Origin of the sequence: Enterococcus moraviensis ATCC BAA-383 (genome assembly GCF_000407445.1) — a bacterium.
GTDB classification, from domain to species: Bacteria; Bacillota; Bacilli; order Lactobacillales; family Enterococcaceae; genus Enterococcus_L; species Enterococcus_L moraviensis.
Map to the genome: position 1 here is coordinate 323,763 of NZ_ASWB01000001.1, position 24,242 is coordinate 348,004.

Below are 24,242 nucleotides of genomic sequence, written 5' to 3' on the forward strand. Positions count from 1 at the left end.
TTCCTCATTTCTATCTGCTTTTTTAAAAAAAGGGATGACACGAGGTCACCCCTTCAATTGTTTAAATATTACAGTCTATCATGTGAAGTTCTAGAGATAACGTCTGCTTGTTGCTCAGGAGTTAAGTCACGGAATTTCACGGCATATCCAGATACACGAATTGTTAAGTTAGGGTATTTTTCTGGATGTGCTTGTGCATCTAATAATAATTCGTTTGTGAACACGTTAACGTTTAAGTGGTAACCACCTTTATCAAAGTAGCCGTCCATTACGTTACGTAAGTTATCGATTCTTGTATCATCATCTTTACCTAAACCATTAGGATTGATTGTTTGTGTATTAGAGATTCCGTCTAATGCACTTGTATATTCTAATCTAGCAGTTGAGTTAAGAGATGCTAAAAGACCATTTTTCTCACCTAAGAATTTACCATCTTGGTAACTTGGGTTAGCACCTGGTGCTAATGGTTTACCTGCACGACGTCCGTCTGGTGTATTACCAGTCGCTTTACCGTAAACAACATTTGAAGTGATTGTTAATAATGATGTTGTAGGTTTCGCATTACGGTACGTATGTTGACGTCTGATTTGAGTCATGAAGTACTCAAGGATCCAGTTAGCCATTGCATCTGCTTCTTCATTATCGTTACCATAAGTTGGGAACTCATTTTGAGGAACGTAGTCAATTGCTAAACCATCTTCGTCACGGATAACTTGTACATTACCATGTTTGATCGCCATTACTGAGTCAGCAGCATGTGAAATCCCTGCAATACCAGTTGCGAATGTGCGTTGTAAGTTACTTTCCATGAAGGCTAATTGTGCTGCTTCATAAGAATATTTATCATGCATGTAGTGGATAACATTTAATGTATTTACATACAATTCAGCTAACCAATCCATGATATCTTTATAACGATCGATAAATTCATTGTAGTCTAAAGTGTCGCCAGTCATTGGGCGGAATTTAGGTGCTACTTGCATTTTAGTTTTTTCATCTACACCGCCGTTGATTGCATAAAGAACAGCTTTAGCTAAGTTCGCACGAGCGCCGAAGAATTGCATGTCTTTACCCATAACTGTTGCAGATACACAACATGCGATTGCACAGTCATCTGATCCCCAGTTAGCGCGTAATAAATCATCATTTTCAAATTGGATAGATGAACTTTGTTTTGCAATTTTAGAAGCAAATGTTCTGAATCCAACTGGTAAATGTGAAGAATATAACACAGTCAAGTTAGGCTCTGGAGATGGTCCCATGTTTGTTAATGTGTGTAAGATACGGAAATCACTCTTAGTCACTAATGAACGTCCATCTAAGCCCATACCAGCGATTGATAATGTAGCCCAAATTGGGTAACCAGAGAATAATTGGTTGTATTCAGGTGTACGAGCAAATTTAACCATACGTAATTTCATGATCAAGTGATCAATCATTTCTTGTGCGTCAAATTCAGTAATCACACCCGCTTCTAAATCACGTTGGATATAGATGTCTAAGAATGCAGAGATACGTCCGATAGACATAGCCGCACCATTTTGAGATTTGATAGCACCTAAGTAACCAAAGTATAACCATTGGATTGCTTCTTTAGCATTTGCAGCTGGTTTAGAAATATCAAATCCATAAGTAGAAGCCATTTCTTTAAGATCAGCCATTGCTCTGATTTGTTCAGAAATTTCTTCTCTCAAGCGAATAACATCATCTGTCATTACTTTGTTACCAGTGTTGCTTAAATCTTTTTTCTTCTCAGCAATCAAGAAGTCCATCCCGTATAAAGCAATACGACGATAATCACCGATGATACGGCCACGGCCATATGCATCTGGAAGACCTGTAATGATTTTATTTTTACGAGCAGATCTCATTTCTGGTGTATAAGCATCGAAAACACCTTGGTTGTGTGTTTTTCTCCACTCTGTGAAAATTTTAGACATTTCTGCGTCTACTTCATATCCATTTGAAGTTAAAGAGTTATTTGCCATGTTGATTCCGCCAAATGGCATAAATGCTTGTTTCAAAGGTACGTCTGTTTGTAAACCAACAATTGTTTCTTCTTCTTTGATCAAGTATCCAGGTTCGTGAGAAGTAACAGTTGCAGGAATGTTTGTGTCCATATCATAAACACCATTTTTTTCATGTTGTACTTCGAATAATTCTTGTAATTTTGTCCATAATTTGTCAGTACTTGGCGCGATTGGCTCTAGGAAAGAATCATCACCTGTGTATTCAGTGTAGTTTCTTTGAATAAAGTCACGTGTATCTACTGATGTTTGCCATTTGTCGCCTTTAAAGCCTTTCCATTGCTCCATTTTGGGGCCTCCTTAGTATGCTGAAATTTATATGTAACAGCTTTATGTGATTAGTATAACACATCGTGGTTTTTATGCAAGCCTTTCCTTACTACATTTTGAACGAATTGCTTATTTTTTTGACGAAATACGAAAATAACACTGTTATATCAACGTTCTATCTTTGTGATTAACTTAACTAAGTTATTGTGAAGGAACTTTAAAAGTAAGAAATCTGTTATAAAAAAAAGAATAACTGTACTAGAACAGTTACTCTTTTTCGTTAATTCTATAGAACAGATTCATTCTTTTATTTAGACTCTTCTGTCTTAGGCTCTAATTCTGCCGTGTGCATTTCGTGTACTTCTAAAATTTCACCATCTTGTTTTTCATCAAGCATGAATGATCCGTTTGATGTTCGGTCATTGATTGGATATTTTTCTGAATTGATTGTATATTGTTTGCCATTATGAGTCGTTACTAATAGCTCTAATTGACTACTTTCTGACATAAAGTTTACGCGGTGAGGATTTTTTTTCAGTTCTCTAAGAACCATTAATCCACGTTTGGCTCTTCCTAGTTGAGGCAGTTCCTGTGCAAGCATCCGCTTAATACTTCCACGCTGTGTTAACAGTACGATCGGTGTATCACCATCTTCATGGACGAGTAAACCATTGACAACATAATCTTGCTCTTTTAGGTTCATCGCTTTAACGCCAGCTGCCTTAGCACCCACAACTGGTACTTCATCCAATGGATAACGTAATCCAAAGCCTCGATGACTAACTAAAAAGACATCTAAAATCTTTTGTTCGTTCGTCAAATAGACATTTACGATTTCATCTGTTTCAGATTTTAATTTCATACAATTGGTTGGGCGAGTCTTATATGTTCTCCATGGTTCAAAATCGGACATTTTACTTTGTTTGATCATGCCTTCTTTTGTCATGAACACAAACGTCTTCGTTGGCGAAAGTTCTTTATACGTATAAACAGCAATAATCGACTCATCAACGGATAGATTTAAAATAGCTTGTGAAATATGTTCACCGATTTCTTTCCATCTCAGATCTGGTAATTCATGAACTGGTCGATAGATTACATTTGCCTTATTTGTTATCAATAAAATGTGATCTAATGTGTTGACCTCACCCGTATAAAGCAAGAAGTCTCCATCTTTCATACCAACCTCTTCAGGTTTCGATGCACTATATGAGCGTAAACTACTACGTTTGATATAACCCTCATGAGTGACAGTCACGACTACATCTTCCTGAGCAATCAATACTTTCGTATCGATTTTAATTTCTTGAATTTCATTTTCAATTTGCGTTAAACGAGGATTACCATATTGTTTTTTGACCTCGCGTAGTTCTTTTTTCATTACGTTAAATAATTCTTTTTCATCACTTAAAATTTTCGTAAGTTCTGTAACAAGCTCATTTAACTCTTCTGCTTCTTTTTCAAGCTGCGTGATATCCGTATTCGTTAGACGATACAACTGCAATGTTACGATTGCTTCGGCTTGCTCTTCTGTAAAGGCATATGCTTTGACTAAGTTCATCTTGGCATCTTTTTTGTCTTTACTACCACGGATCGTCTCGATGACTTTATCTAAAATAGATAAGGCTTTGATTAAACCTGCAACAATGTGCTGACGTCTTTTTGCTTTATTCAATTCAAATTGACTACGATTCGTAATAACTTGTTTACGATGCGCAATATAACTGTCTAAAATACGTTTTAGACCAACTTGTTGCGGAGTCATATTATCGATTGCCACCATATTAAAGTTATAATTGATCTGCAATTCAGTATTTTTAAAAAGATAATTCAAAATGCCTTCAGCATTTGTATCTTTTTTTAGCTCAATGGCAATTTGCAAGCCCGTTCTATCACTTTCATCACGAACTTCAGCAATCCCATCAATTTTCTTATTTAAACGAACTTCGTCCATTTTTTTGACTAAGGTTGCTTTGTTGACCTCGTATGGAATTTCAGTGACAATAATTTGTTGTTTTCCGCCTTTTAGCGGTTCAATTCTCGTTTTTGAGCGAAGAATCACTTTTCCTCGGCCTGTTTCGTAAGCCTTTTTGATTTCTTCTTTTCCTTGTAAAATCCCGCCTGTTGGAAAATCAGGACCTGGAATAAATTCCATTAGCTTATCTAATGTTGCATTTGGGTGGTCAATCAAATGAATCGTACCATCAATGATTTCTGCTAAATTATGTGTAGGAATTTCTGTGGCATAACCAGCGGAAATCCCTGTCGAGCCGTTGACCAGTAAGTTAGGATATTTAGCTGGCAATACCGTTGGTTCTTTTTCAGTATCATCAAAGTTCCAGACAAAATCTACGGTTTCTTTTTCGATGTCTTTTAAAAGCTCACCACTTAATTCAGACAAACGTGCTTCTGTATAACGCATCGCAGCTGGTGGATCACCATCCATACTTCCGTTATTCCCATGCATTTCGATCAATACTTGACGGAGCTTCCAATCTTGACTTAGACGAACCATCGCTTCATAGATACTACTGTCTCCATGGGGATGGTAATTCCCCATGATATTTCCGACAGATTTTGCGGACTTTCTAAAGCTTTTTTCAAATGTATTCCCATCTTTGTTCATGGAAAATAAAATTCTACGTTGTACAGGTTTTAGCCCATCTCGAATATCAGGTAGGGCACGTTCTTGAATAATATATTTGGAATATCTTCCAAAACGATCGCCCATTACTTCTTCAAGCGTTAATTCTTGAATATCTTGGCGTTTTTCCAAATTTGTCACTCCCTACTCTAAATCGAATAAACTGATTTCTTCTGCCTCTGCATTTTTCCGTTCAGTTTCTTCTTTTTTTTCTTCGTCTAATACTTCATTTGATATTGATAGAGAAATTTCTGTTTCGCCATCTTTTCTATCGAGGATACTGCCATCTTCTTCCAACGTGAATTGAACGTGGCGTTCGATCCATTTTCTTCTTGGTTCTACTTTATCGCCCATAAGAGTCGTTACACGGCGTTCTGCTTGAGCTGCATCATCTATTCTAACTCGGATCAATGTACGTGTCTCAGGGTCCATAGTGGTCTCCCATAGCTGATCTGCGTTCATCTCACCTAATCCTTTGTAACGTTGAAGCATATAACCTTTTCCTACCTGCTCTGTCACATTTGACAATTCTTCATCCGTCCAGGCATATTCTGTCACAGCTTTTTTACCAAGCCCTTTTGAGACTTTGTATAGAGGCGGCAAGGCAATATAGATTTTACCGGCTTCAATCAACGGCTTCATATAGCGGTAAAAGAAGGTCAATAGTAAAACTTGGATGTGCGCACCGTCGGTATCCGCATCGGTCATGATAATTACCTTATCGTAATTACAATCTTCGATCGAAAATTCGGGTCCAACACCTGCACCGATCGTATAAATCATTGTATTGATCTCTTCATTTTTTAAAATATCTTGCATTTTAGCTTTTTCAGTATTTAAGACTTTTCCTCGTAATGGTAAAATTGCTTGGAATTTTCTGTCACGGCCTTGTTTAGCAGAACCACCGGCAGAATCTCCTTCGACTAAATAGAGTTCATTTCTTTTAGGATTGCGTGATTGTGCCGGTGTTAGCTTTCCAGATAAAAGTGATTCCCCTTTTTTTCGTTTTTTCCCATTACGACTTTCTTCACGCGCTTTGCGAGCTGCTTCTCGGGCTTCACGCGCTTTGATTGCTTTGCGAATCAATTGTTGGCTCATTTCGCTATTTTCTTGTAGATAGAACCCCATTTGTTCGCCAACGACATTATCCACGGCATTACGAGCCATTGGTGTTCCAAGCTTTTCTTTCGTTTGCCCTTCAAATTGCAATAAGTTCTCCGGTACACGAATTGATAATACTGCAGCTAATCCTTCACGGAAGTCACTACCCTCGAGATTTTTATCTTTTTCTTTTAGTAAACCAACTTTTCGCGCATATTCATTATAGGCCTTTGTCATTGAAGACTTCATCCCAACTTCATGAGTACCGCCATCCTTAGTACGAACATTGTTTACGAAAGAAAGAACATTTTCTGAATAACCGTCATTATATTGATAAGAAAGTTCTACTTCAATTGCATCTTTTTCACCTGAAAAATAAACGACGGGCGTTAATGTATCTTTTTCTTCATTAAGATATGCAACGAATTCTTTGATTCCTTCCTCGTAATGAAAAATTTCTTCTTTAGGTTCTTCTCCTCTGAAGTCTGAAAGAGAAATTTTAACTCCTTTTAATAGAAAAGCAGATTCTCTTAATCGTTCTGCTAATGTATCGTATGAAAAATGTATAGTAGAAAAAATGGTATCATCTGGCAAGAAAATTACGGATGTCCCATTCTTTTTATTCGTTTTTCCAACTTTTTTTAACGTACCAACTGGTTTACCACCATTTTCAAAACGCTCCATGTATTCAACACCATCACGAACGATTCGAACTTCTAACCAGCTAGACAGTGCATTAACGACACTGGCACCCACACCGTGCAGCCCACCAGAGGTTTTATAGCCGCCTTGTCCAAATTTTCCACCCGCATGTAAAACTGTGAAAATTACTTCTACAGTTGGAATGCCAGATGCATGCATCCCAACAGGCATCCCACGACCTGAGTCGGTAATCTTAATACTATTATCTTTTTGAATCGTTACACTGATTTCATTTCCGTAACCAGACAATGCTTCATCTACAGCATTATCAACGATTTCATAAACTAAATGATGTAATCCACGGCTATCTGTGGAGCCGATGTACATTCCTGGTCTTTTTCTTACAGCTTCCAATCCTTCTAAGACCTGGATGGAGGCGTCATTGTATTCATTGTTTACTTTTTTCGCCAAAGAAAAAACTCCTTATACTTGAATTATAGGGCTTAAAGCCACATCATTACAATAATACTCTAAAAGCTCTCAAAAAAAAAGAGCTTTCCTATTCGGTAACTCTTTCTTAAAATTATTTGCATCTATTTTGGCATGTTTGCTAATTCAATTTTAATGCAACGATTCATTATAATAGCATTTCTTCCTGCTTTTTTCAACAGTTCAGCTGCTGCTTCACTCTCTAAGCCTAGTTGTGCCCAAAAGACCTTTGCATCTGTTTCTATGAAATCTTGAGCCACTTCATGTAAAAATTCACTACGTCGGAAAATATCAACGATATCGATTGATCCAGGTATATCTTGAAGTTTTTCATAAACTGTTTCGCCTAGAATTTTTTGTCCAACTAAAAGAGGGTTAACTGGGATAATCTCATAGCCGTATTCTTGTAGCAGTTGTGCGATTTGGTAGCTTGTTCGTTCTTCTTTAGCGCTTAATCCAACAATTGCTATTCGTTTGGCTTCTTTTAAGTAGCTAAAAATTTGTTCTTGTGATGGGTTTTCTATAGGCATTTTAATCATCCTTTCTAATTTCTCTTACTTTCATTATACAACGAATATTTAATTATTGTTAGCTGTTTCTATTCATGATAAAATAAATGCTAGTTTGAACGGAAAGAGGTTGCGCAATGAAATTCTTCGTGCTATTGATTATCGCCTATCTATTAGGTTCCATCCCTTCTGGTGTTTGGGTTGGAAAACTATTCTTTAAAAAAGATCTTCGTCAATTTGGGAGTGGCAACACAGGAACAACGAATACATTTAGAGTATTGGGGAAAAAAGCTGGTATTGCTGTTTTATTTATGGATATCTTAAAGGGAACATTAGCAACTAGTTTACCTCTTCTATTTTCTTTAAATGTCAATCCGTTAGTGTTTGGTGTTGCAGCTGTTTTAGGCCATACGTTTCCAGTTTTTGCAAATTTTAAAGGAGGAAAAGCTGTTGCAACAAGTGCAGGTATGATTTTAGCTTACAATCCAGCATTTTTTGTTTATTCTGCCTTAATTTTTATTATTATGTTATACATTACCAGCATGGTGAGTTTGACTAGCATGATCAGTGCGGTATTGATTACCTTATCAACTGTTGTTCTACCCTATGCGATTCCAGCGATTCTACCTAAGTTTGACTGGTTATTGACTTTGATTGCCTTAGCCTTGACGATATTTATTTTCATCCGTCATAAAGACAATATAAAACGAATCAAAGATGGCACTGAAAGTCACGTCCCTTTCGGATTAGGGGCAAAAAAAGACAAGTAAAAACTAGGACTTGAGGTTAAACACTTCTTGTCCTAGTTTTTTTGTGCTATTTTGTTGTAAGTGTATAGTGTGTTTTAAAAATATCTGATACAGCTAATTTGTTGATCCCTTTTTTGTCAACAAGATTACCTGTTGCATTTACTTCGTCTGCAATACCACACCACGGTTCGATACAGACGAATGGCGCTTCTTGTGTGTAAGGAGACCAAATGCCAACGTAAGGCATATCAGTATAGCTTAAACTAATGCTGTGTGGATTCTCGTCTGTCTCAATCGTGATAGTATTAAGCCCTTTTGTTTCAAAAATGATGGCATCTTCTTTGAACAATTCTCTGCGAATATCAAGACTGGTATTCGTTTGACCTAATGTTTTGTGCTCAAAGTCTGAAAAAGGTCCTGCTAAAGGAATTTGCGTACGTGATTTTTTAGGTGAAAAACTTAAATAATAATCATCAAACGTTAAATCTTCTACTAAAGGAACATTGAAAGCAGGATGGCCACCAATTGAAAAATACATGTCGTCATTTCCTGTATTCTCGACTTGATAGTTCACCACTAAGTTCTCATTTTCTAATTCGTAAGAAAGGATCAATTCAAAATCAAAAGGATAAACCTTTTTGGTTTCTTTACTACTTTTTAATGATAATGAAACCAATTCTGCTCCATGCTCAACCACTTCAAAAAGACTGTCTCTCGCAAAGCCATGCTGACTCATAGGATACGTTTGATTGTCATATGTGTATTGATCCTCTTTTAAACGACCAACAACTGGAAACAACACGGGAGCATGACGGCCCCAAAATGCTGGATCTCCTTGCCAGATGTATTCAATATTATTTTTCTTCGATTTTAAACTGATTAATTCTGCACCATCTTCTGCGATAGTTGCAACCAAAAACTCATTTTCAATTTGTACAGTCATGCTCACACTGCCTCCTACTTGTTATCTTTTTCCAATTCTTTAATAAATTGTTTATTTAAAACTTTCAGATATGTCCCCTTCATTCCTAGCGATCTTGATTCAATGATTCCAGCAGACTCTAACTTTCGTAAAGCATTCACGATTACAGAACGCGTGATGCCAATTTCATCGGCAATGCTTGAAGCAGTTAATCGACCTTCTTCGCCATCTAAAGCTTTGAAAATCGCTTGGACAGCTTTTAGTTCACTGTAAGATAAGGTATTGATTGCCATCTGTACGGCAGTCGCACTGCGAACATTTGCTTCAATATTTCTTGATTGTTGATAAAGGATTTGCATACCGACTACTGTTGCACTGTATTCAGCTAAAACCAAATCTTCATCATCGAATGATTGTTCTACTCTAGCTAAAATAATTGTGCCTAAACGTTCACCCGCACCAAACATTGGTACAATCGTTGTTAAGCCAACTGGATATTTCTCGCGTAACTCAACAGGAAATGCTGTTAAATCACTTGTAATTGAAATATTTGCTTCCGTTTTAACTAAATTATCAGCCGCATCTGTATAACTTTGCGGAAAACGTTTTTCCTCAAACATGTGCTTAACTCGAGCATTATTGACATCTAGTTTTTCGTTATACCCTAACAAAACGCCCTCATTACTTATGATGTAGGCATTGCTGTCTAAGATATCCCCTAAAATCATCGCCATTTTATCATAAGGTAAATCTGCTTTTTGATCAAAGGTATTTTTCTGTTGCAAAAGCTTATTGATTCGACGGGTTTTTTCTAATAAAGTCGTCATTTTTACTCCTCCTATTTTAAAAAGCTAAATAATATTAAAGAATGTAACGGCTTAAATCTTCATTTTGAACAATACTGTTTAGTTTTTCGTTAACATAAGCTTCTGTTATCGTAATTTCACCCATTTGCATATCTGGCGCTTCAAATAATAGATCTTCTAACAAACGTTCCAATATTGTATGCAAACGACGAGCTCCGATATTGTCTGTGTCACGATTGACGTCAAAGGCAATATTGGCAATTCTTTCAATTGCTTCTTTTGTAAAGATTACTGTGACATTTTCAGTACCGATCAAGGCAATGTATTGTTTGATCAACGCATTGTTTGGTTCGGTTAAAATTCGTACAAAATCATCCGCTGATAAGTCGTCCAGTTCGACACGAATTGGGAATCGTCCTTGTAATTCAGGAATCAAATCACTAGGTTTAGATAAATGGAAAGCTCCTGAAGCGATAAATAAAATGTGGTCCGTTTGGATTGGCCCGTATTTAGTATTGACTTGTGAGCCTTCAACGATTGGTAAAATATCACGTTGTACACCTTCTCGTGACACTTCACCTGAGTTTTGTTGACTTTTTGAGGTTATTTTATCAAACTCATCAATGAAAATGATGCCGCTACTTTCAGCTAATCGAATTGCTTCACTATGAATATCTGCATCTTTGACGATTTTTGCAGATTCTTCTTTTACAAGCAGTTCTTGCGCTTCTTTTACTGTAACAGTTCGTTCCACTTTTTTCTTAGGTGATAACGCACCTAGTGTTTCGTTCAAATCGATTCCCATTTGTTCCATGCCGGCGTTCATCGCTGGCATTGTTTTTTTAGGCTCATCAATTTCAATTGTAACCTCACGATTATCTAACAACCCTTTTTCTAGTTGCTCAAGAATCGTTTTGCGATTTACTTTGATTTCATCTGTTACTTCTTCATGAGATTCTTGTGGTTGTTGTGCGCTGTTGAACATTTGCATCATTTGTTCAAATTGATTGTTTGATGTTTGCTTTTGCTCTTTTTTAATCCCTGGAACTAAAACTTTTACTAAGCGGTTATTCGCTTTTTTCAATGCTTGAGAATAAACACGACTGTATTGTTGTTTTTCAACGATTTGAATTGCGTTTTCAACTAAGTCACGAACCATTGATTCGACATCTCGTCCAACATAGCCGACTTCTGTAAACTTAGTTGCCTCTACTTTGATAAAGGGCGCATTGACAACTTTTGCTAAACGTCGAGCGATTTCTGTTTTTCCCACACCTGTTGGGCCGATCATTAGCATATTTTTAGGCGTGACATCTTGCTGCATTTTTTCTTCAAGTTGTAGTCGACGGTATCTGTTTCGCAATGCAACTGCAACTGATTTTTTAGCCGTTTCCTGGCCAATGATATATTCATCTAGTTCTTTTACGATTTCTCTTGGTGTTTTGTTTAATTCATTCATGGTCGTTGTCCCCCATTTATATTTCTTCTACAATAATATTATGATTCGTAAAGACACAAATATCTGCGGCAATATTCAGTGCATTTTTAGCAATTTCTTTGGCGGACATTTCTTTATCCCCATAATGTTTCATTGCACGAGCAGCAGATAACGCAAAGTTTCCTCCTGAACCAATCGCTAATATGCCATCATCTGGCGTAATTACTTCCCCTGTTCCAGAAACAAGCAACATTTCCTTTGCGTTCATTACGATCAACATTGCTTCTAATTTTTGCATGGATTGTTGTGTACGCCATTCTTGTGCTAACTCAACCGCTGCGCGCGTTAGATTACCGTTGTACTCATTTAATTTTCCTTCAAATTTCTCTTCTAACGTAAACGCATCTGCTACACTACCCGCAAACCCAACGACAACTTCGTCATTGTAGATTCTGCGTACCTTTTTGGCTGTTCCTTTCATAACAACAGATTCGCCCATTGTTACTTGCCCATCACCTGCCATTGCAAATTTTCCGTCTTTTTCAACAGCGCAGATTGTCGTTGAGTGAAATTGTGATTCAACCATTATTATTCCTCCTGATTTAAACGCATAACGGGGTCATCTATTAGCTAATAAAAATAGAAAACTATTTTGTAGCATTTATTTTCGTAAACAAGTCTTCTATTTTGGGATGATTTTCTCGAAATGCTAGATATTTTAAAAGTTATTAAACTGGATACGTTTCATTCCTTAGGCACGAGGATGAAATGTTCGATAGTTTTTCTGTAAGCTTTCTTTTGTTACATGGGCATAGATCTGAGTAGTAGATAAATCAGAATGCCCCAATAATTCTTGGACGGTCCGCATGTCGGCGCCATTATTTAACAAATGCGTTGCAAAAGTATGGCGTAACATATGGGGGTAAATATCACTATTTAAAGTACTTTTTTTGATTAGTTGATTCAACACGTACTCAATGCCAGTTGGTGTAATCTGTTGCCCATGATGATTGACAAAGACAAAGGCATGTTCTTGATGGTATTTTTCCATCAAAACAGCTCGTCCATTTTCCAAATACTCTTTAAGAGCATCCTCAGCAAAAGAACCAAAAGGAACGTAACGGTCTTTGTTTCCTTTCCCGTGTATCAATAATACATTTGCGGAAAAATCGATCGATTGTACTGTTAAGTTGGTACATTCACTGACCCGAATCCCTGTTCCGTATAGGATTTCTAGTAAAGCCTGATTTCTCAATTCCAAAGGTTTTGAACCTTTAGCGCTTTCAAATAAAGCATCCATTTCTTTTTCGTAGAAGAAACGAGGAAGTCGTAATTGTTTTTTCTTCATGTGTACATAGGAAAATGGATTTTCATTGATTACTTCATTTTTAAGTAAAAATTGATAAAACGATCGCAGACTTGCGATTTTTCTACTGATAGAATTGCGACTATATTTTTTATCATATAGAAAGCTCAGGTACGTTCGAATATCTAAATGGTCTACACTTAAATAATCTTCTTCACCAGACTCTTTTAGGAAATCGAAAAAGTTTAGCATATCTTCTTCATATGCAATCCTTGTTTTTTGTGAATAACCACGTTCAACAATCAAATAGTTTAAAAATAACTCTGACCAGTTTTTCTCCTCCATATACACTTCCTCCAATAAATTACACAGTAACTTTAGCATAACCATTTTGAAAAAACAAATGAATTGTCAGAATTTAATCAATATTTTCAAATTTAGTAACAATTTATTCACAATCGTCATTAAATGGTCCTATTTTATAAGAATAATTTAATTTATCGTTCACTTGTTAATGTAAAAAAAGACCAAGACAAATCATTTCCTTCGTCTTGGCCTTATATTAATTTGTTTGATTTACCAATTTCAATTCTTGCGTTACTTTTGCTAAGGTTGTCAATGCTCTATCGGCAATTGCTTCATAGCGTTCTTTTTTGTCACGAATTCTTTCTGGCATTTCAGGGAATAAACCAAAGTTAGCATTCATCGGTTGGAAATGTTTCCCCTCTGCATGAGTGATGTAGTAAGCCATACAACCTAAGGTAGTCTCTCTTGGGAAAACTACGGGTTCTTCTCCTTTGGCTAAACGAGCAGCGTTCATACCTGCTAATAAACCACTAGCCGCACTTTCTACATACCCTTCTACACCTGTCATTTGCCCCGCAAAGAATAGGTTTTCTCTTTTTTTAGATTGATATGTTGGTTTCAATAGCTCTGGTGAATTCATAAAACTATTACGGTGCATCACACCATAGCGAACAAACTCAGCATTTTCTAAACCTGGAATCATTTGAAACACTCGTTTTTGTTCGCCCCATTTTAAATGTGTTTGGAAGCCCACGAGATTGTATAATGACGCTGCGGCATTATCTTGACGTAATTGGATAACCGCATACGGACGTTTTCCAGTTTTAGGATCTTCTAATCCAACTGGTTTTAAAGGTCCAAATAACATCGTTTTAATTCCGCGTTTTGCCATTACTTCGATTGGCATACAACCTTCAAAGAATTTTTCTTTTTCAAATGTTTTCAACGGTACTACTTCTGCTGACACTAATGCTTCATAGAAGCGTTTGAATTCTTCTTCTGTCATTGGACAATTTAAGTAAGCTGCTTCACCCTTGTTATAGCGAGATTTCAAGTAGACTTTATCCATATCGATCGTTGCTTTATCAACGATCGGAGCTGCAGCATCATAGAAGTAAAAACCATCTGATCCGTTGAATTCTTTGATTTGCTCTGCTAATGATTCTGAAGTTAATGGTCCTGTCGCAATAATCACGATTCCTTCTGGTATTTCAGTGATTTCTTCATTTTTTACTGTAATTAACGGATGATTTTTTATTCTATCGGTAATGTCTTGTGAAAAAGTATCACGGTCAACTGCTAATGCGCCACCAGCTGGCACAGCTGTTTTGTCCGCACTAGTGATAATGATTGAATCCAAACGGCGCATCTCCTCTTTAAGGACACCGACTGCATTTGTTAAATTATTTCCACGAAGGGAATTTGAGCACACTAATTCAGCAAAATTTTCTGTTTGATGTGCAGGTGTGTTTTTTACTGGGCGCATTTCGTAAAGCGTTACTGGAACTCCCGCTTGTGCAACTTGCCAAGCAGCCTCACTGCCGGCTAGACCAGCGCCGATAACTGTTACAGAAGTAGTCATATATTTCCTCTTTTCTTCAAAAAACCAACGGTCATTTCCGCTGGTTTTCAAATTTCTTATTTTTGAACATTTTCCTCATAGTCGCCATTGATACAAACAACTTGTTTGCCACCCTTAACTTTCTTCTCAACAAGATATTGACCACATTTTGGACAAGGACGTCCAATTGGTTTATCCCAAGATGTAAAGTCACACTCTGGGTAACGGCTACAACCGTAGAATAAGCGATTCTTTTTCGATTTACGTTCGATAACTTGGCCTTCCTTACATACTGGACAAGTCACGCCGATTTCCTTAACAATCGCTTTTGTATTGCGACATTCTGGAAAATTGCTACAGGCAAAAAACTTACCATAACGCCCAAGTTTGATAACCATTGGATGACCACATAGGTCACAATCGAAACCAGCAGGCTCATCTTTGATCTGAATTTTTTCGATTTTTTCTTCGGCATTTGTCAGTTCTTTTTCAAATGGTCGGTAGAAACGATCGACAACCTCTACCCATTTCTCTTCGCCAATGCCAATCTTATCTAAGTCCCCTTCCATTGAAGCTGTAAAGTGAACATCTACAATTTGCGGGAAGAACTCTACGATCAATGAATTGACAATTTCACCTAATTCCGTAGGCTCAAAACGTTTATTTGTTAATTTAACATAATAACGTCGTTGGATTGTTTCAAGTGTCGGTGCATACGTTGATGGACGTCCAACGCCATTTTCTTCTAATGCCCGAATCAATGTTGCTTCACTAAATCTTGCTGGAGGTTGAGTGAAATGCTGCTTAGGTTCAATATCTACAGCATTGACTTTGTCGCCTTCAACTAAGTCAGGTAAGATATTTTCTTTGTCTTCCTTACCATCATCACGACCTTCAACATAGACTTGCATAAAACCTTTAAATTTTACTTTCGCTCCATTAGCAATGAAAATCACACCGTTTTGTTCTAAAGTGACTTTCATCGTATCCAATATAGCTGGCGTCATTTGACTGGCTACAAAGCGCGACCAAATCAACGTATACAGTTTTAACTGATCTTTATCTAAATATTGTTTAATCTCATTAGGAGCACGTAATACACTAGAAGGACGAATCGCTTCATGGGCATCTTGAGCACCTTGAGCATTTTTAACCTTACGTCCGCCATGTGCTGAAAATTCCGTACCATACGTTTTTTCAATATATTCTGCTGCTTCACCTTTTGCTGAGTCAGCAATCCTAGTAGAATCTGTACGCATGTAGGTAATCAAACCAACAGTTCCTTGTTTCCCTAACGCAATTCCTTCATACAACTGTTGAGCAACCATCATTGTTTTACGGGTTCTAAAATTCAATTTTCTAGCTGCTTCTTGTTGCAAGCTACTCGTTGTAAAAGGTAACGCAGGATTTCTCTTACGTTCTTTTTTCTCAACTTTTGTTACATCGTACTCGTTGCCTTTGATACGAGTCGTAACTTCTTTTACCGCTTCAGCATTCGGTAATTTTTTCTTCTTACCGTCTACTCCCCAAAAATTTGCTTTGAATTTTTTCTTCGCTTTCTGAAAGTTTCCATCAATACTCCAATATTCTTCTGGAATAAATTTACGAATTTCATTTTCGCGGTCAATGATGATTTTTAGGGCTACTGATTGTACACGTCCTGCACTCAAGCCTTTTTTAACTTTACGCCACAAGATCGGACTAAGTGAATATCCCACCAAACGATCTAAGATACGACGTGCTTGCTGTGCATCTACTAAATCTAAATTGATTGTGCGTGGTTCTTTGAAAGCAGCCTTAACTGCTTCCTTTGTGATTTCGTTAAATACAACACGGTTTTTATCGTTTAAATCTAAGCCAAGAAGGAAAGACAAATGCCAAGCAATGGCCTCCCCTTCTCGGTCCGGATCGGCTGCGAGATAAACTTTGTCAGCTTTTTTAGCAGCCGCTTTTAAACTTTTGATAACATCGCCTTTACCACGAATCGATATGTAGTGAGGCTCATAATTATTTTCAGTATCAACGCCCATTTTACTCTTAGGTAAATCGCGTATATGCCCAACACTGGCAACAACCTTATAGTTTTTTCCTAAATATTTTTCAATCGTCTTGGCTTTAGCAGGTGATTCTACAATAACTAGATATTTATACGCCATTCAACGTGTGGCTCCTTTCGGTTTTTGTGTTTCTTCTATTATATATATCAAAATGTAGAGAACTCACAAATCGTACTTCATCATATCTATTCATCACAGGTTTGTCAAGGATTGATATAATTAAATCTAAAAAAATTGTATTTCTTCAAGGATATCTTGCGGGCAAATCGTACACTTTGCTCCATCTTGAATCAGCCCGTGACACCCATCTGATTGAGAATCAAATAAGTTACCTGGTACTGCAAAAACTTCCCGACCATACTCTAATGCAGCTTGTGCCGTGATCAAAGAACCGCTTTGTTTACGCGCTTCGATCACACAAGTCCCTAAACTCATTCCAGCAATAATTCGGTTTCGCATAGGGAAGTGATATTTTCTAGGTCCTGTGCCATTTGGGTATTCACTAAGAACTAACTGCTGTTCCATCATCATGCGTTGAAAATGAGCGGTTTCTTTTGGATAGCAAATATCTAATCCCGTTCCAATCACACCGATCGTATTACCGCCATGCTGCATTGTGACTTGGTGACTTACACTATCAATCCCTTTTGCTAATCCGCTTACGATAGTCAACTCATTTTTGACCATTTCTGGAACTAATTGACGGACAACATTTATTCCGTAAACAGAGGCCGATCTCGCCCCGATAAAGGAGAGACAATTGTTTTTCAATAGCTGTATATTCCCTTTATAGAAAAGCAGCACAGGGCAATTATAAATCTGTTTTAAGTAATAAGGGTAGTTTGAGTCTAATATCGTAATAAACGTATGATTCTCTTGATACTCTTTTAGCTTTTCTGAATGAGCTGTCCAATAATCCCATGATTCAGAAAATAATTTTTGATAGGTGGTAATTCCAGCAATCTGAATAATTTCTTCTTTCGAAAAGTCAGTACTGTTCCCGTATTTCATAGAAAAATCTAAAACCTTTAACATACCTAGATTACCAATACCTTTACAGATTGCTAATTTAAAAAATAAATTTCGTTGTTCATTTTCCATAAAAAAACCTTCTTTCACAAATACTTGTTGTAATAAGTATTCGCAAAAAAAGATTTTTTTTATTTTTTTAATGCATATTTTTGATTGGAGCAAAAGTTTTTCTGTGAATTGTACAGATTCCTTGTTTTTCTAATCCTAGCAAATGCTCCTTTGTTCCGTATCCGGCATTTTTTTCAAATCCATAACCAGGATACATTTTTGCATAATCTTCCATTAAACGATCGCGGACAACTTTTGCCACAATACTTGCAGCAGCAATAGATATAGAGCGGGCATCACCTTTTATGAGACTTTCTTGCGGAATATCGACATCTAATTTCATGGCATCGATCAATAAATAATCTGGTGTGAAACAAAGGTCTTCTAAAGCAATTCCCATCGCCATTTTAGAAGCCTGATAAATATTGATTTCATCAATTTTATGATGATCTACCATACCGATTCCAATTGAAATCGCTTGATTTTGAATTTCGTCATAGAGTTCGTCTCTTTTTTTAGCAGATAACTTTTTAGAATCATTCACGCCGAGAAGTTGAAAGTCCTTTGGAAGGATGACTGCTGCTGCGACAACAGGTCCAGCTAAAGGGCCACGTCCCACTTCATCAATTCCTACAATTAAACGATGCCCCATACTGCGTGCATTATTCTCAAACTGTTTCATTTCTTCAAATAATGCTAGTTCTTTTTCATAGCGTTGAAGTCGTCTATCCCATTGTGCTAGGGCTTGTTGGACACCATTTCGTTCATCTGCTTGCCATAATTTGATACGTTCATCGTCTCTGTTATTGATAGTTGTCAATGTTGTTTTAATTTGCTGAATGGACTCAGTTTTCATCTTTTGTAGCTCCTAATTCTTCCCAACGATCTAAAGTATATGGCCCTAATTTACTACTTCGAATCTCTTGAATGATCATTTCACTTGCGCGATCATACTCTTCTTTAAAACCACGCTTTTGACTGATTAGCATCAAAAGTTCAGCTCCTGGTAAAAAGGTTTCCTCTTGTGTCAATTTATAACGCTCAATCAAACGCTCTGGATAAAAACGTGAAAAAAATGTTAAGCCATATATCGCCAGATCATCTAAATGAAGTAATTGGTCTTTAATTGCTCCAGTTAATGCCAGCTTCTTACCAATCTCTTGGTCTTCAAATTTTGGCCACAAGATACCTGGCGTATCGAGTAGTTCTAACTCAGTTCCTGAACGAAGCCATTGCTGTCCTTTAGTTACGCCCGGTTTGTTTCCTGTTTGCGCTATTTTTTTACCGACCAATCGATTCATTAATGTTGATTTGCCAACATTGGGAATACCGATACACATCGCTCGGATTGCGCGTGGTTTTAGCCCTTTCGAGCGTTCACGATCGAGTTTTTCTTTTAATGCTTTTTTTGCTTCAGGTACAATTTTATTGATACCTTTATTTTGTTGGGCATTAATGACAAGTGTATTATAGCCTTTTTCTTGAAAATATTGTTGCCATTTTTGATTTTGCTCTTTATCAGCCAAATCACCTTTATTGAGTAAAATCAATCGTGGTTTTTGTTGCACGATTTGATCCATCATCGGATTTCTTGACGAAAGGGGTAATCTTGCATCAATCAATTCGAACACAATATCAACATATTTAATTTTTTCAGATACTTCTCTTCGGGCTTTCGCCATATGTCCTGGGAACCATTGTATTGTCATTTTATCACCTATCTTGGTATGATTTTCATATGTGTTATTGGGTAGTACACAAACTGTGCTTTACCTAGAATATACTTACTTTCAACTGCGCCAAATGAACGGCTGTCCTTCGACATTCGTCGATTATCCCCTAAAACAAGGTAATTGTCTTTGGGTAAAACATCTTCCGTAGTAAGATCACTTAAATTGAAATTCGTCGTATACGGAGCTGTTTCATGGTCTTTTTTTATATTTTTTTCTAAGAAAGGTTCTTCAATCGGTTTATCATTTATAAAAAGCTGATCATTCTCGTAGCGAACATTATCTCCTGGTAGCCCGATTATGCGTTTAATATAGATTGCACCATTTGGCAATTTGAATACCACTACATCAAATCGCTTGATTGATGAAAATTTTTCCATAACAATCATGTCGCCTTGACTGAGTGTCTTTTCCATTGAATTTCCATCAACTGGAACAGGTATCAAAATGAATCCTCTTAATATAAATAACAAAACTAAGGAAGGAACGAGTAGTTTCATGAAAAAAATAAAATGCGCAATGTAGGATCTTTGTTTTTCCACTCTTTTTCTCTCCCTTTTTCTCGTTGATTCTATTATAAAGGAAAATCATCAGAAAAAGCGACTAATATAAAGGAAAAGTTGAAGCATTTGAAAGAAAAATTGAAATTGGTGTGAAAAGCCACTGTTTTTCAAACAATTTCCGTTTTTCACACCCGTTTCTTTAGTTATTCTCTTTTTGAATTTCTTTTACACCGACTTCATATGCTTGATCATTCGCGTTGATTTTTTTTCCTATTTCTAATTCGATTTGTGTTGCTGTTTCATTGTCGACTTCTCCAGTGACGGGAAGTTTGTTATCTGTTTGCACAGCACTAACAGCTACTTTAGTTTCTTCTGAAAAATCACTGCTTTCAGCATTAACTTTGTACCCAAGCGCCTTTAATAAGGCATTGATGTTTTTGACGACGGGAGAAGAATCACCCATTTTTACTGTTTTATCTCTTGAGATTGGTGACAAATAAGCATAGTCAGGATAATCAGCTTTGATCGTTGGTTCTAGTCCTTTTTCGTGAATCCACTCACCTTTTGGTGTTAACCATTTTAACACAGTTAGTTTGATTTCACTTTTGTCATTCAAATTCTTAATTGTTTGAACGGTTCCTTTGCCAAATGTTTTTGTTCCAATTACTTTTTTGTTGCCAGATTCTTTTAAAGCTGCTGCAAAGATTTCAGACGCACTAGCACTGCCTTCATCAACGAGAACAACAGTTGGCTCATTCACTTTGAATCCGCCATCTAACTTACTCGATGCAACATCTTCACTGCTATTGCCGTTTTTGTCTTCAAACTTAACGATAGGTTTACCATCTTTCAAAAACATGCTCGCCATTTGCTCAACTTGATCGAGTAGTCCACCCGGATTTTGACGTAAATCAATTACGAAAGATTTAGCGCCATCTTTTCTCAATGTTTTGATCGTTTCTTGAAGTTCTTTATACGTATTTTCACCAAATGAAGTAATTTTAATTGATCCGATTGAGCGATCCGCTTTATCTAGTTCGCCTTTAACTGTTTCTATTGGAATCGTATCACGGGTTAATTTTAATTCAAATGTTTCTTCACCACGGGCAATTGACAACCGAACTTCTGTCCCTTTTTTTCCGCGAATTTTACTAACAACTTGAGAAAGTGTCTTACCTTGTGTTTCTTCTCCATCCACTTTCAAAAACACATCATTGGCTTTCACTCCTGCTTTAGCTGCTGGCGATCCTTCGATCGGTGCCTGTGCCACAGTTGGAAGGTCATCTGTCATAGTCATTGTAGCACCGATTCCTTCAAAACTTCCTGCAAGACTTTGATCTAACTCATCTGCTTCTGGTTCATTCAAATAACTAGAATAAGGATCGTCTAACGCCTCTGTCATCCCTTTTAGTGCACCGTCGATCAATTTATTTTCGTCAACTTTTCCCACATAATTCGTAATAATTTCATTATATAGATTATCAACTTTTTTTAAGTCACTATTTTGAACTGTCGTGTTTGCAAGCTGTTTTTTGAACTGATAGTCAAAGAATATATATCCGCTACCACCAGCTAAAAAAGCAACACAAATAATTGAAATAATGTATTGATGATACGGCACTTGTTTTTTATTTTTCATAAGGTCATCTCTTTCTGTAAAATTATCATTGCATGTTTTCAAGTTTACCATGAAAAAAAAAGAAGGAAAAGCTTTCTTTGGCTTTCCCTCTTTTTTTATTTATTGTTTTCGACATATTTTTCCCATATCTCATCAAAAATGTGCATATTTGGGACATAATCGACATTCATTTCTAAATAACTCGATAATTCATGATAATCTTCTGATTGTTTCGGAAATTGAATATCTTTTGCGGCATCATTAGCAAACTGACTTTCTACTGTTTTTTTTGGCGCTCGCAATGTCATTAAATAGTGATAAAAACTTCTTCTCATATACTCACCAGTTTTCTTCTATAAAATTTGCTCGATTTAAATGCGCCTCTTCGTAGCGTTTAGGATCTTTTTGGTAAAAATCTTGATGATACTCTTCTGCTGGATAAAACGCTACAGCAGGTTCAATCGTTGTCACGATAGGTTCATTAAACCGTCCGCTTGTTTGCAATGCGTTTCGACTTTTTTCTGCAATTTGCTTTTGCTCATCATTTGTATAAAAGATAACGGGTCGATAATTATCACCGCGATCCTCGAATTGACCTAGTGCATCCGTTGGATCTGTCTGTTGCCAGTAAATTTCAACTAACTTTTCATAAGGCATTATAGCTGGGTCGTATTCGATCTCAACCGCTTCAGTATGACCCGTTGTATGACTTAATACTTGTTCATAAGTAGGATTTTCAACATGTCCACCTGTATAGCCCGACGTGACAGAATGTATCCCTGGTTGTGTATCAAATGGTTGAATCATACACCAAAAACAGCCACCTGCAAATATTGCTTTTTCGCTCAATTCGTTTCCCCCTTTAGTCAGTTGTATCGTTAGTATCTTTTGGTAAATAAATATTCATGCGAATATCATCATCTACTAAGTTTATCTTTTCTGCTCGTATGAATAAACCATTTTGCATTCTAAACTGATCTAAGCGAAGTAATATCGTGCTATCATCTGGATTTACTTCTACCCAATTAGGTAATTTATAATCTCTTTGAACAAACTTTAAGATTTCTTTCATAGGCAACCCTAAAGTTCCGATTGACAAACTTTTTGCTTTTAGCTGTACATTTCCATCATCCATTACATATGGATCAAAATAAAGATAAAATTGAATTGGGTGCCCCAAAACTTTAAAGGTTCCATTTAACATTGCTTCATTTTCTAAATAGAATTTATACGTAATATCTGATCCCTTTTGGAAATCACTTAGGTAAAAATCAATCAATTCGTTTACTTGTTTTTTCTTTGATTGGATCGCGATTACAGGGGTTCCGTCTTTTTCGACAAGTTCCGGAACAGGTTTATAGTTTGGCTCACGAACTTGTGTTATTCGCATAAAAACAAACCCTATACTTGCGATGATCAGTGCAACTAAAACAAGAAAAGCAACTTTCCAACGGTTGATTGTTTTTTTCGTTTCTAATGGTTTCCTTTTTCGTTTGTTTCCTTTTTTTTCTGTGTTTTTTTCTTCTGGTTCATTTATCATCTGTGTTACTCACTCCCTTTTTTTAGCCACTTATCCTGTGTTTTTGCCATTTCATCCCGAACCGCACTAGCCATGATTTGATACCCTAGATTATTAGGATGAAAATGATCTTCTTCGTACAATGCATTATTTTTAATATCTTGTTCACTACTAGAAGCGGTGGATTCGCTGCTTACGATTCCTACCTCATCACCAGCCCCTTTATATAATAAGTCATTGATTGGAATAAAATAGGCGTTTTTCTCAGATTTAACTACTTCTTCAGTGCCATTGTTCCAGCTATCTACTATATCCTGCATTTCTGTAATATCAGGAAAATAAAGATAAAATGGATTGTAAATCCCTAAAACATAGATTGGTGCATCTGCGTTATATTTCCGGATTTCTTTGAGTAGTTTTTCTACTTCTTTTTGATAATTTTTTAGTGGTCGACTAAAGGAATCTTTGGTCAAACGAAATACATCACCTTTGATTACTTTCATAAGATCATTTCCGCCAACAGTCAAACTGATCATATCGGCTGAAGCCAATCCGTTTTGGATATCTTCATTTTTTTTGATTCGTTTGAGTATTTGATCACTGCGATCACCATTTTTACCAAAATTATCTATTTGGACACCGTTCAAATGGTAATGTTCCTGTAAATCACGTGCAACCAATGGAACAAAACCACCAGAATTTGTTAAATCACCGATTCCTTCTGTCAATGAATCACCGATTGCTGTGTAATGTATTACTTCTTTTGTTGCACTTTTTGTCGCTTGATTAGTACCTGTACCTAAAATTGGTTTCGCTTTTGGAATAGCCACTATCAGGAATAAAAAAACAATAATGGTCGTGATGAAGAACAGTGCAACACTTGACCAGTTCTTTTTAAAAAATAATTTCATTGGATCCCTTCCTTTGCTGTAAATCATTGAAGAAGCAATTCGCTGATAAACAGG

The 24,242-nt window shown here is 36.6% G+C and carries 21 protein-coding genes; 1 reads left to right on the forward strand and 20 read right to left on the reverse strand.

The window, feature by feature from the left end:
- Positions 1 to 68 precede the first annotated feature (68 nt).
- The 4 genes from pflB to I586_RS01585 form a co-directional block, all read right to left on the reverse strand.
- Positions 69 to 2,315 carry a formate C-acetyltransferase gene (gene pflB / locus I586_RS01570; RefSeq protein ID WP_010764931.1) on the reverse strand — a complete coding sequence of 749 codons (2,247 nt, stop codon included), beginning with the start codon at positions 2,313 to 2,315 and terminating at the stop codon, positions 69 to 71.
- A 289-nt stretch (positions 2,316 to 2,604) separates the two neighbouring features.
- Positions 2,605 to 5,073, reverse strand: coding sequence for a DNA topoisomerase IV subunit A (parC, locus tag I586_RS01575; protein WP_010764930.1), 2,469 nt, complete (start codon positions 5,071 to 5,073; stop codon positions 2,605 to 2,607).
- 12 nt (positions 5,074 to 5,085) lie between these two features.
- Entirely contained in the window at positions 5,086 to 7,155 is a 2,070-nt protein-coding gene (gene parE, locus I586_RS01580) for a DNA topoisomerase IV subunit B (protein WP_010764929.1), read from the reverse strand.
- A gap of 122 nt (positions 7,156 to 7,277) precedes the next feature.
- A complete protein-coding gene (locus I586_RS01585; RefSeq protein ID WP_010764928.1) occupies positions 7,278 to 7,703 on the reverse strand; it encodes a CoA-binding protein in 426 nt (141 codons plus the stop codon).
- Positions 7,704 to 7,819: 116 nt separating this feature from the next.
- On the opposite strand from I586_RS01585, the gene plsY reads away from it, so the two are divergent.
- A complete protein-coding gene (gene plsY / locus I586_RS01590; protein WP_010764927.1) occupies positions 7,820 to 8,452 on the forward strand; it encodes a glycerol-3-phosphate 1-O-acyltransferase PlsY in 633 nt (210 codons plus the stop codon).
- Positions 8,453 to 8,498: 46 nt separating this feature from the next.
- On the opposite strand, the gene I586_RS01595 is transcribed toward plsY, so the two are convergent.
- The 16 genes from I586_RS01595 to I586_RS01670 all read right to left on the reverse strand — a co-directional run bounded on the left by I586_RS01595 (position 8,499) and on the right by I586_RS01670 (position 24,188).
- On the reverse strand, positions 8,499 to 9,374 hold the full coding sequence (locus tag I586_RS01595; RefSeq protein WP_010764926.1) for an aldose 1-epimerase family protein: 876 nt from the start codon (positions 9,372 to 9,374) through the stop codon (positions 8,499 to 8,501).
- Between the two features lie 14 nt (positions 9,375 to 9,388).
- A complete protein-coding gene (gene codY, locus I586_RS01600; protein WP_010764925.1) occupies positions 9,389 to 10,180 on the reverse strand; it encodes a GTP-sensing pleiotropic transcriptional regulator CodY in 792 nt (263 codons plus the stop codon).
- 34 nt (positions 10,181 to 10,214) lie between these two features.
- Complete coding sequence (hslU, locus tag I586_RS01605) at positions 10,215 to 11,618, reverse strand: ATP-dependent protease ATPase subunit HslU (RefSeq protein ID WP_010764924.1); 1,404 nt, start codon at positions 11,616 to 11,618, stop codon at positions 10,215 to 10,217.
- 16 nt (positions 11,619 to 11,634) lie between these two features.
- Positions 11,635 to 12,183: an HslVU peptidase proteolytic subunit gene (gene hslV, locus I586_RS01610; protein ID WP_010764923.1), complete on the reverse strand. Its 549-nt coding sequence runs from the start codon at positions 12,181 to 12,183 to the stop codon at positions 11,635 to 11,637.
- A 165-nt stretch (positions 12,184 to 12,348) separates the two neighbouring features.
- Positions 12,349 to 13,248, reverse strand: a complete 900-nt coding sequence (xerC, locus tag I586_RS01615) for a tyrosine recombinase XerC (RefSeq protein ID WP_010764922.1) — start codon at positions 13,246 to 13,248, stop codon at positions 12,349 to 12,351.
- Between the two features lie 217 nt (positions 13,249 to 13,465).
- Positions 13,466 to 14,791 carry an FADH(2)-oxidizing methylenetetrahydrofolate--tRNA-(uracil(54)-C(5))-methyltransferase TrmFO gene (gene trmFO / locus I586_RS01620; protein ID WP_010764921.1) on the reverse strand — a complete coding sequence of 442 codons (1,326 nt, stop codon included), beginning with the start codon at positions 14,789 to 14,791 and terminating at the stop codon, positions 13,466 to 13,468.
- Positions 14,792 to 14,847: 56 nt separating this feature from the next.
- Positions 14,848 to 16,926 carry a type I DNA topoisomerase gene (gene topA / locus I586_RS01625; RefSeq protein WP_010764920.1) on the reverse strand — a complete coding sequence of 693 codons (2,079 nt, stop codon included), beginning with the start codon at positions 16,924 to 16,926 and terminating at the stop codon, positions 14,848 to 14,850.
- Positions 16,927 to 17,052: 126 nt separating this feature from the next.
- Positions 17,053 to 17,928: a DNA-processing protein DprA gene (gene dprA, locus I586_RS01630; protein WP_010764919.1), complete on the reverse strand. Its 876-nt coding sequence runs from the start codon at positions 17,926 to 17,928 to the stop codon at positions 17,053 to 17,055.
- A gap of 67 nt (positions 17,929 to 17,995) precedes the next feature.
- Positions 17,996 to 18,763 (reverse strand): ribonuclease HII, encoded by a 768-nt coding sequence (locus tag I586_RS01635; protein ID WP_010764918.1) that lies wholly within the window; start codon positions 18,761 to 18,763, stop codon positions 17,996 to 17,998.
- Complete coding sequence (gene ylqF / locus I586_RS01640; RefSeq protein ID WP_010764917.1) at positions 18,753 to 19,616, reverse strand: ribosome biogenesis GTPase YlqF; 864 nt, start codon at positions 19,614 to 19,616, stop codon at positions 18,753 to 18,755. Before ylqF ends, I586_RS01635 begins: the two co-directional genes overlap by 11 nt.
- 8 nt (positions 19,617 to 19,624) lie before the next feature.
- A complete protein-coding gene (gene lepB, locus I586_RS01645; RefSeq protein ID WP_010764916.1) occupies positions 19,625 to 20,179 on the reverse strand; it encodes a signal peptidase I in 555 nt (184 codons plus the stop codon).
- Positions 20,180 to 20,339: 160 nt separating this feature from the next.
- The gene (locus tag I586_RS01650) at positions 20,340 to 21,779 is read right to left on the reverse strand and encodes a S41 family peptidase (RefSeq protein ID WP_010764915.1); all 1,440 of its coding nucleotides are present in this window, start codon (positions 21,777 to 21,779) and stop codon (positions 20,340 to 20,342) included.
- A gap of 95 nt (positions 21,780 to 21,874) precedes the next feature.
- Positions 21,875 to 22,093 carry a YozE family protein gene (locus I586_RS01655; RefSeq protein ID WP_010764914.1) on the reverse strand — a complete coding sequence of 73 codons (219 nt, stop codon included), beginning with the start codon at positions 22,091 to 22,093 and terminating at the stop codon, positions 21,875 to 21,877.
- Between the two features lie 4 nt (positions 22,094 to 22,097).
- Positions 22,098 to 22,607, reverse strand: coding sequence for a peptide-methionine (S)-S-oxide reductase MsrA (gene msrA / locus I586_RS01660; protein WP_010764913.1), 510 nt, complete (start codon positions 22,605 to 22,607; stop codon positions 22,098 to 22,100).
- A gap of 13 nt (positions 22,608 to 22,620) precedes the next feature.
- The gene (locus I586_RS01665) at positions 22,621 to 23,298 is read right to left on the reverse strand and encodes a YpmS family protein (protein WP_010764912.1); all 678 of its coding nucleotides are present in this window, start codon (positions 23,296 to 23,298) and stop codon (positions 22,621 to 22,623) included.
- 5 nt (positions 23,299 to 23,303) lie between these two features.
- Entirely contained in the window at positions 23,304 to 24,188 is an 885-nt protein-coding gene (locus tag I586_RS01670; protein ID WP_010764911.1) for an SGNH/GDSL hydrolase family protein, read from the reverse strand.
- Between the last annotated feature and the right edge of the window lie 54 nt (positions 24,189 to 24,242).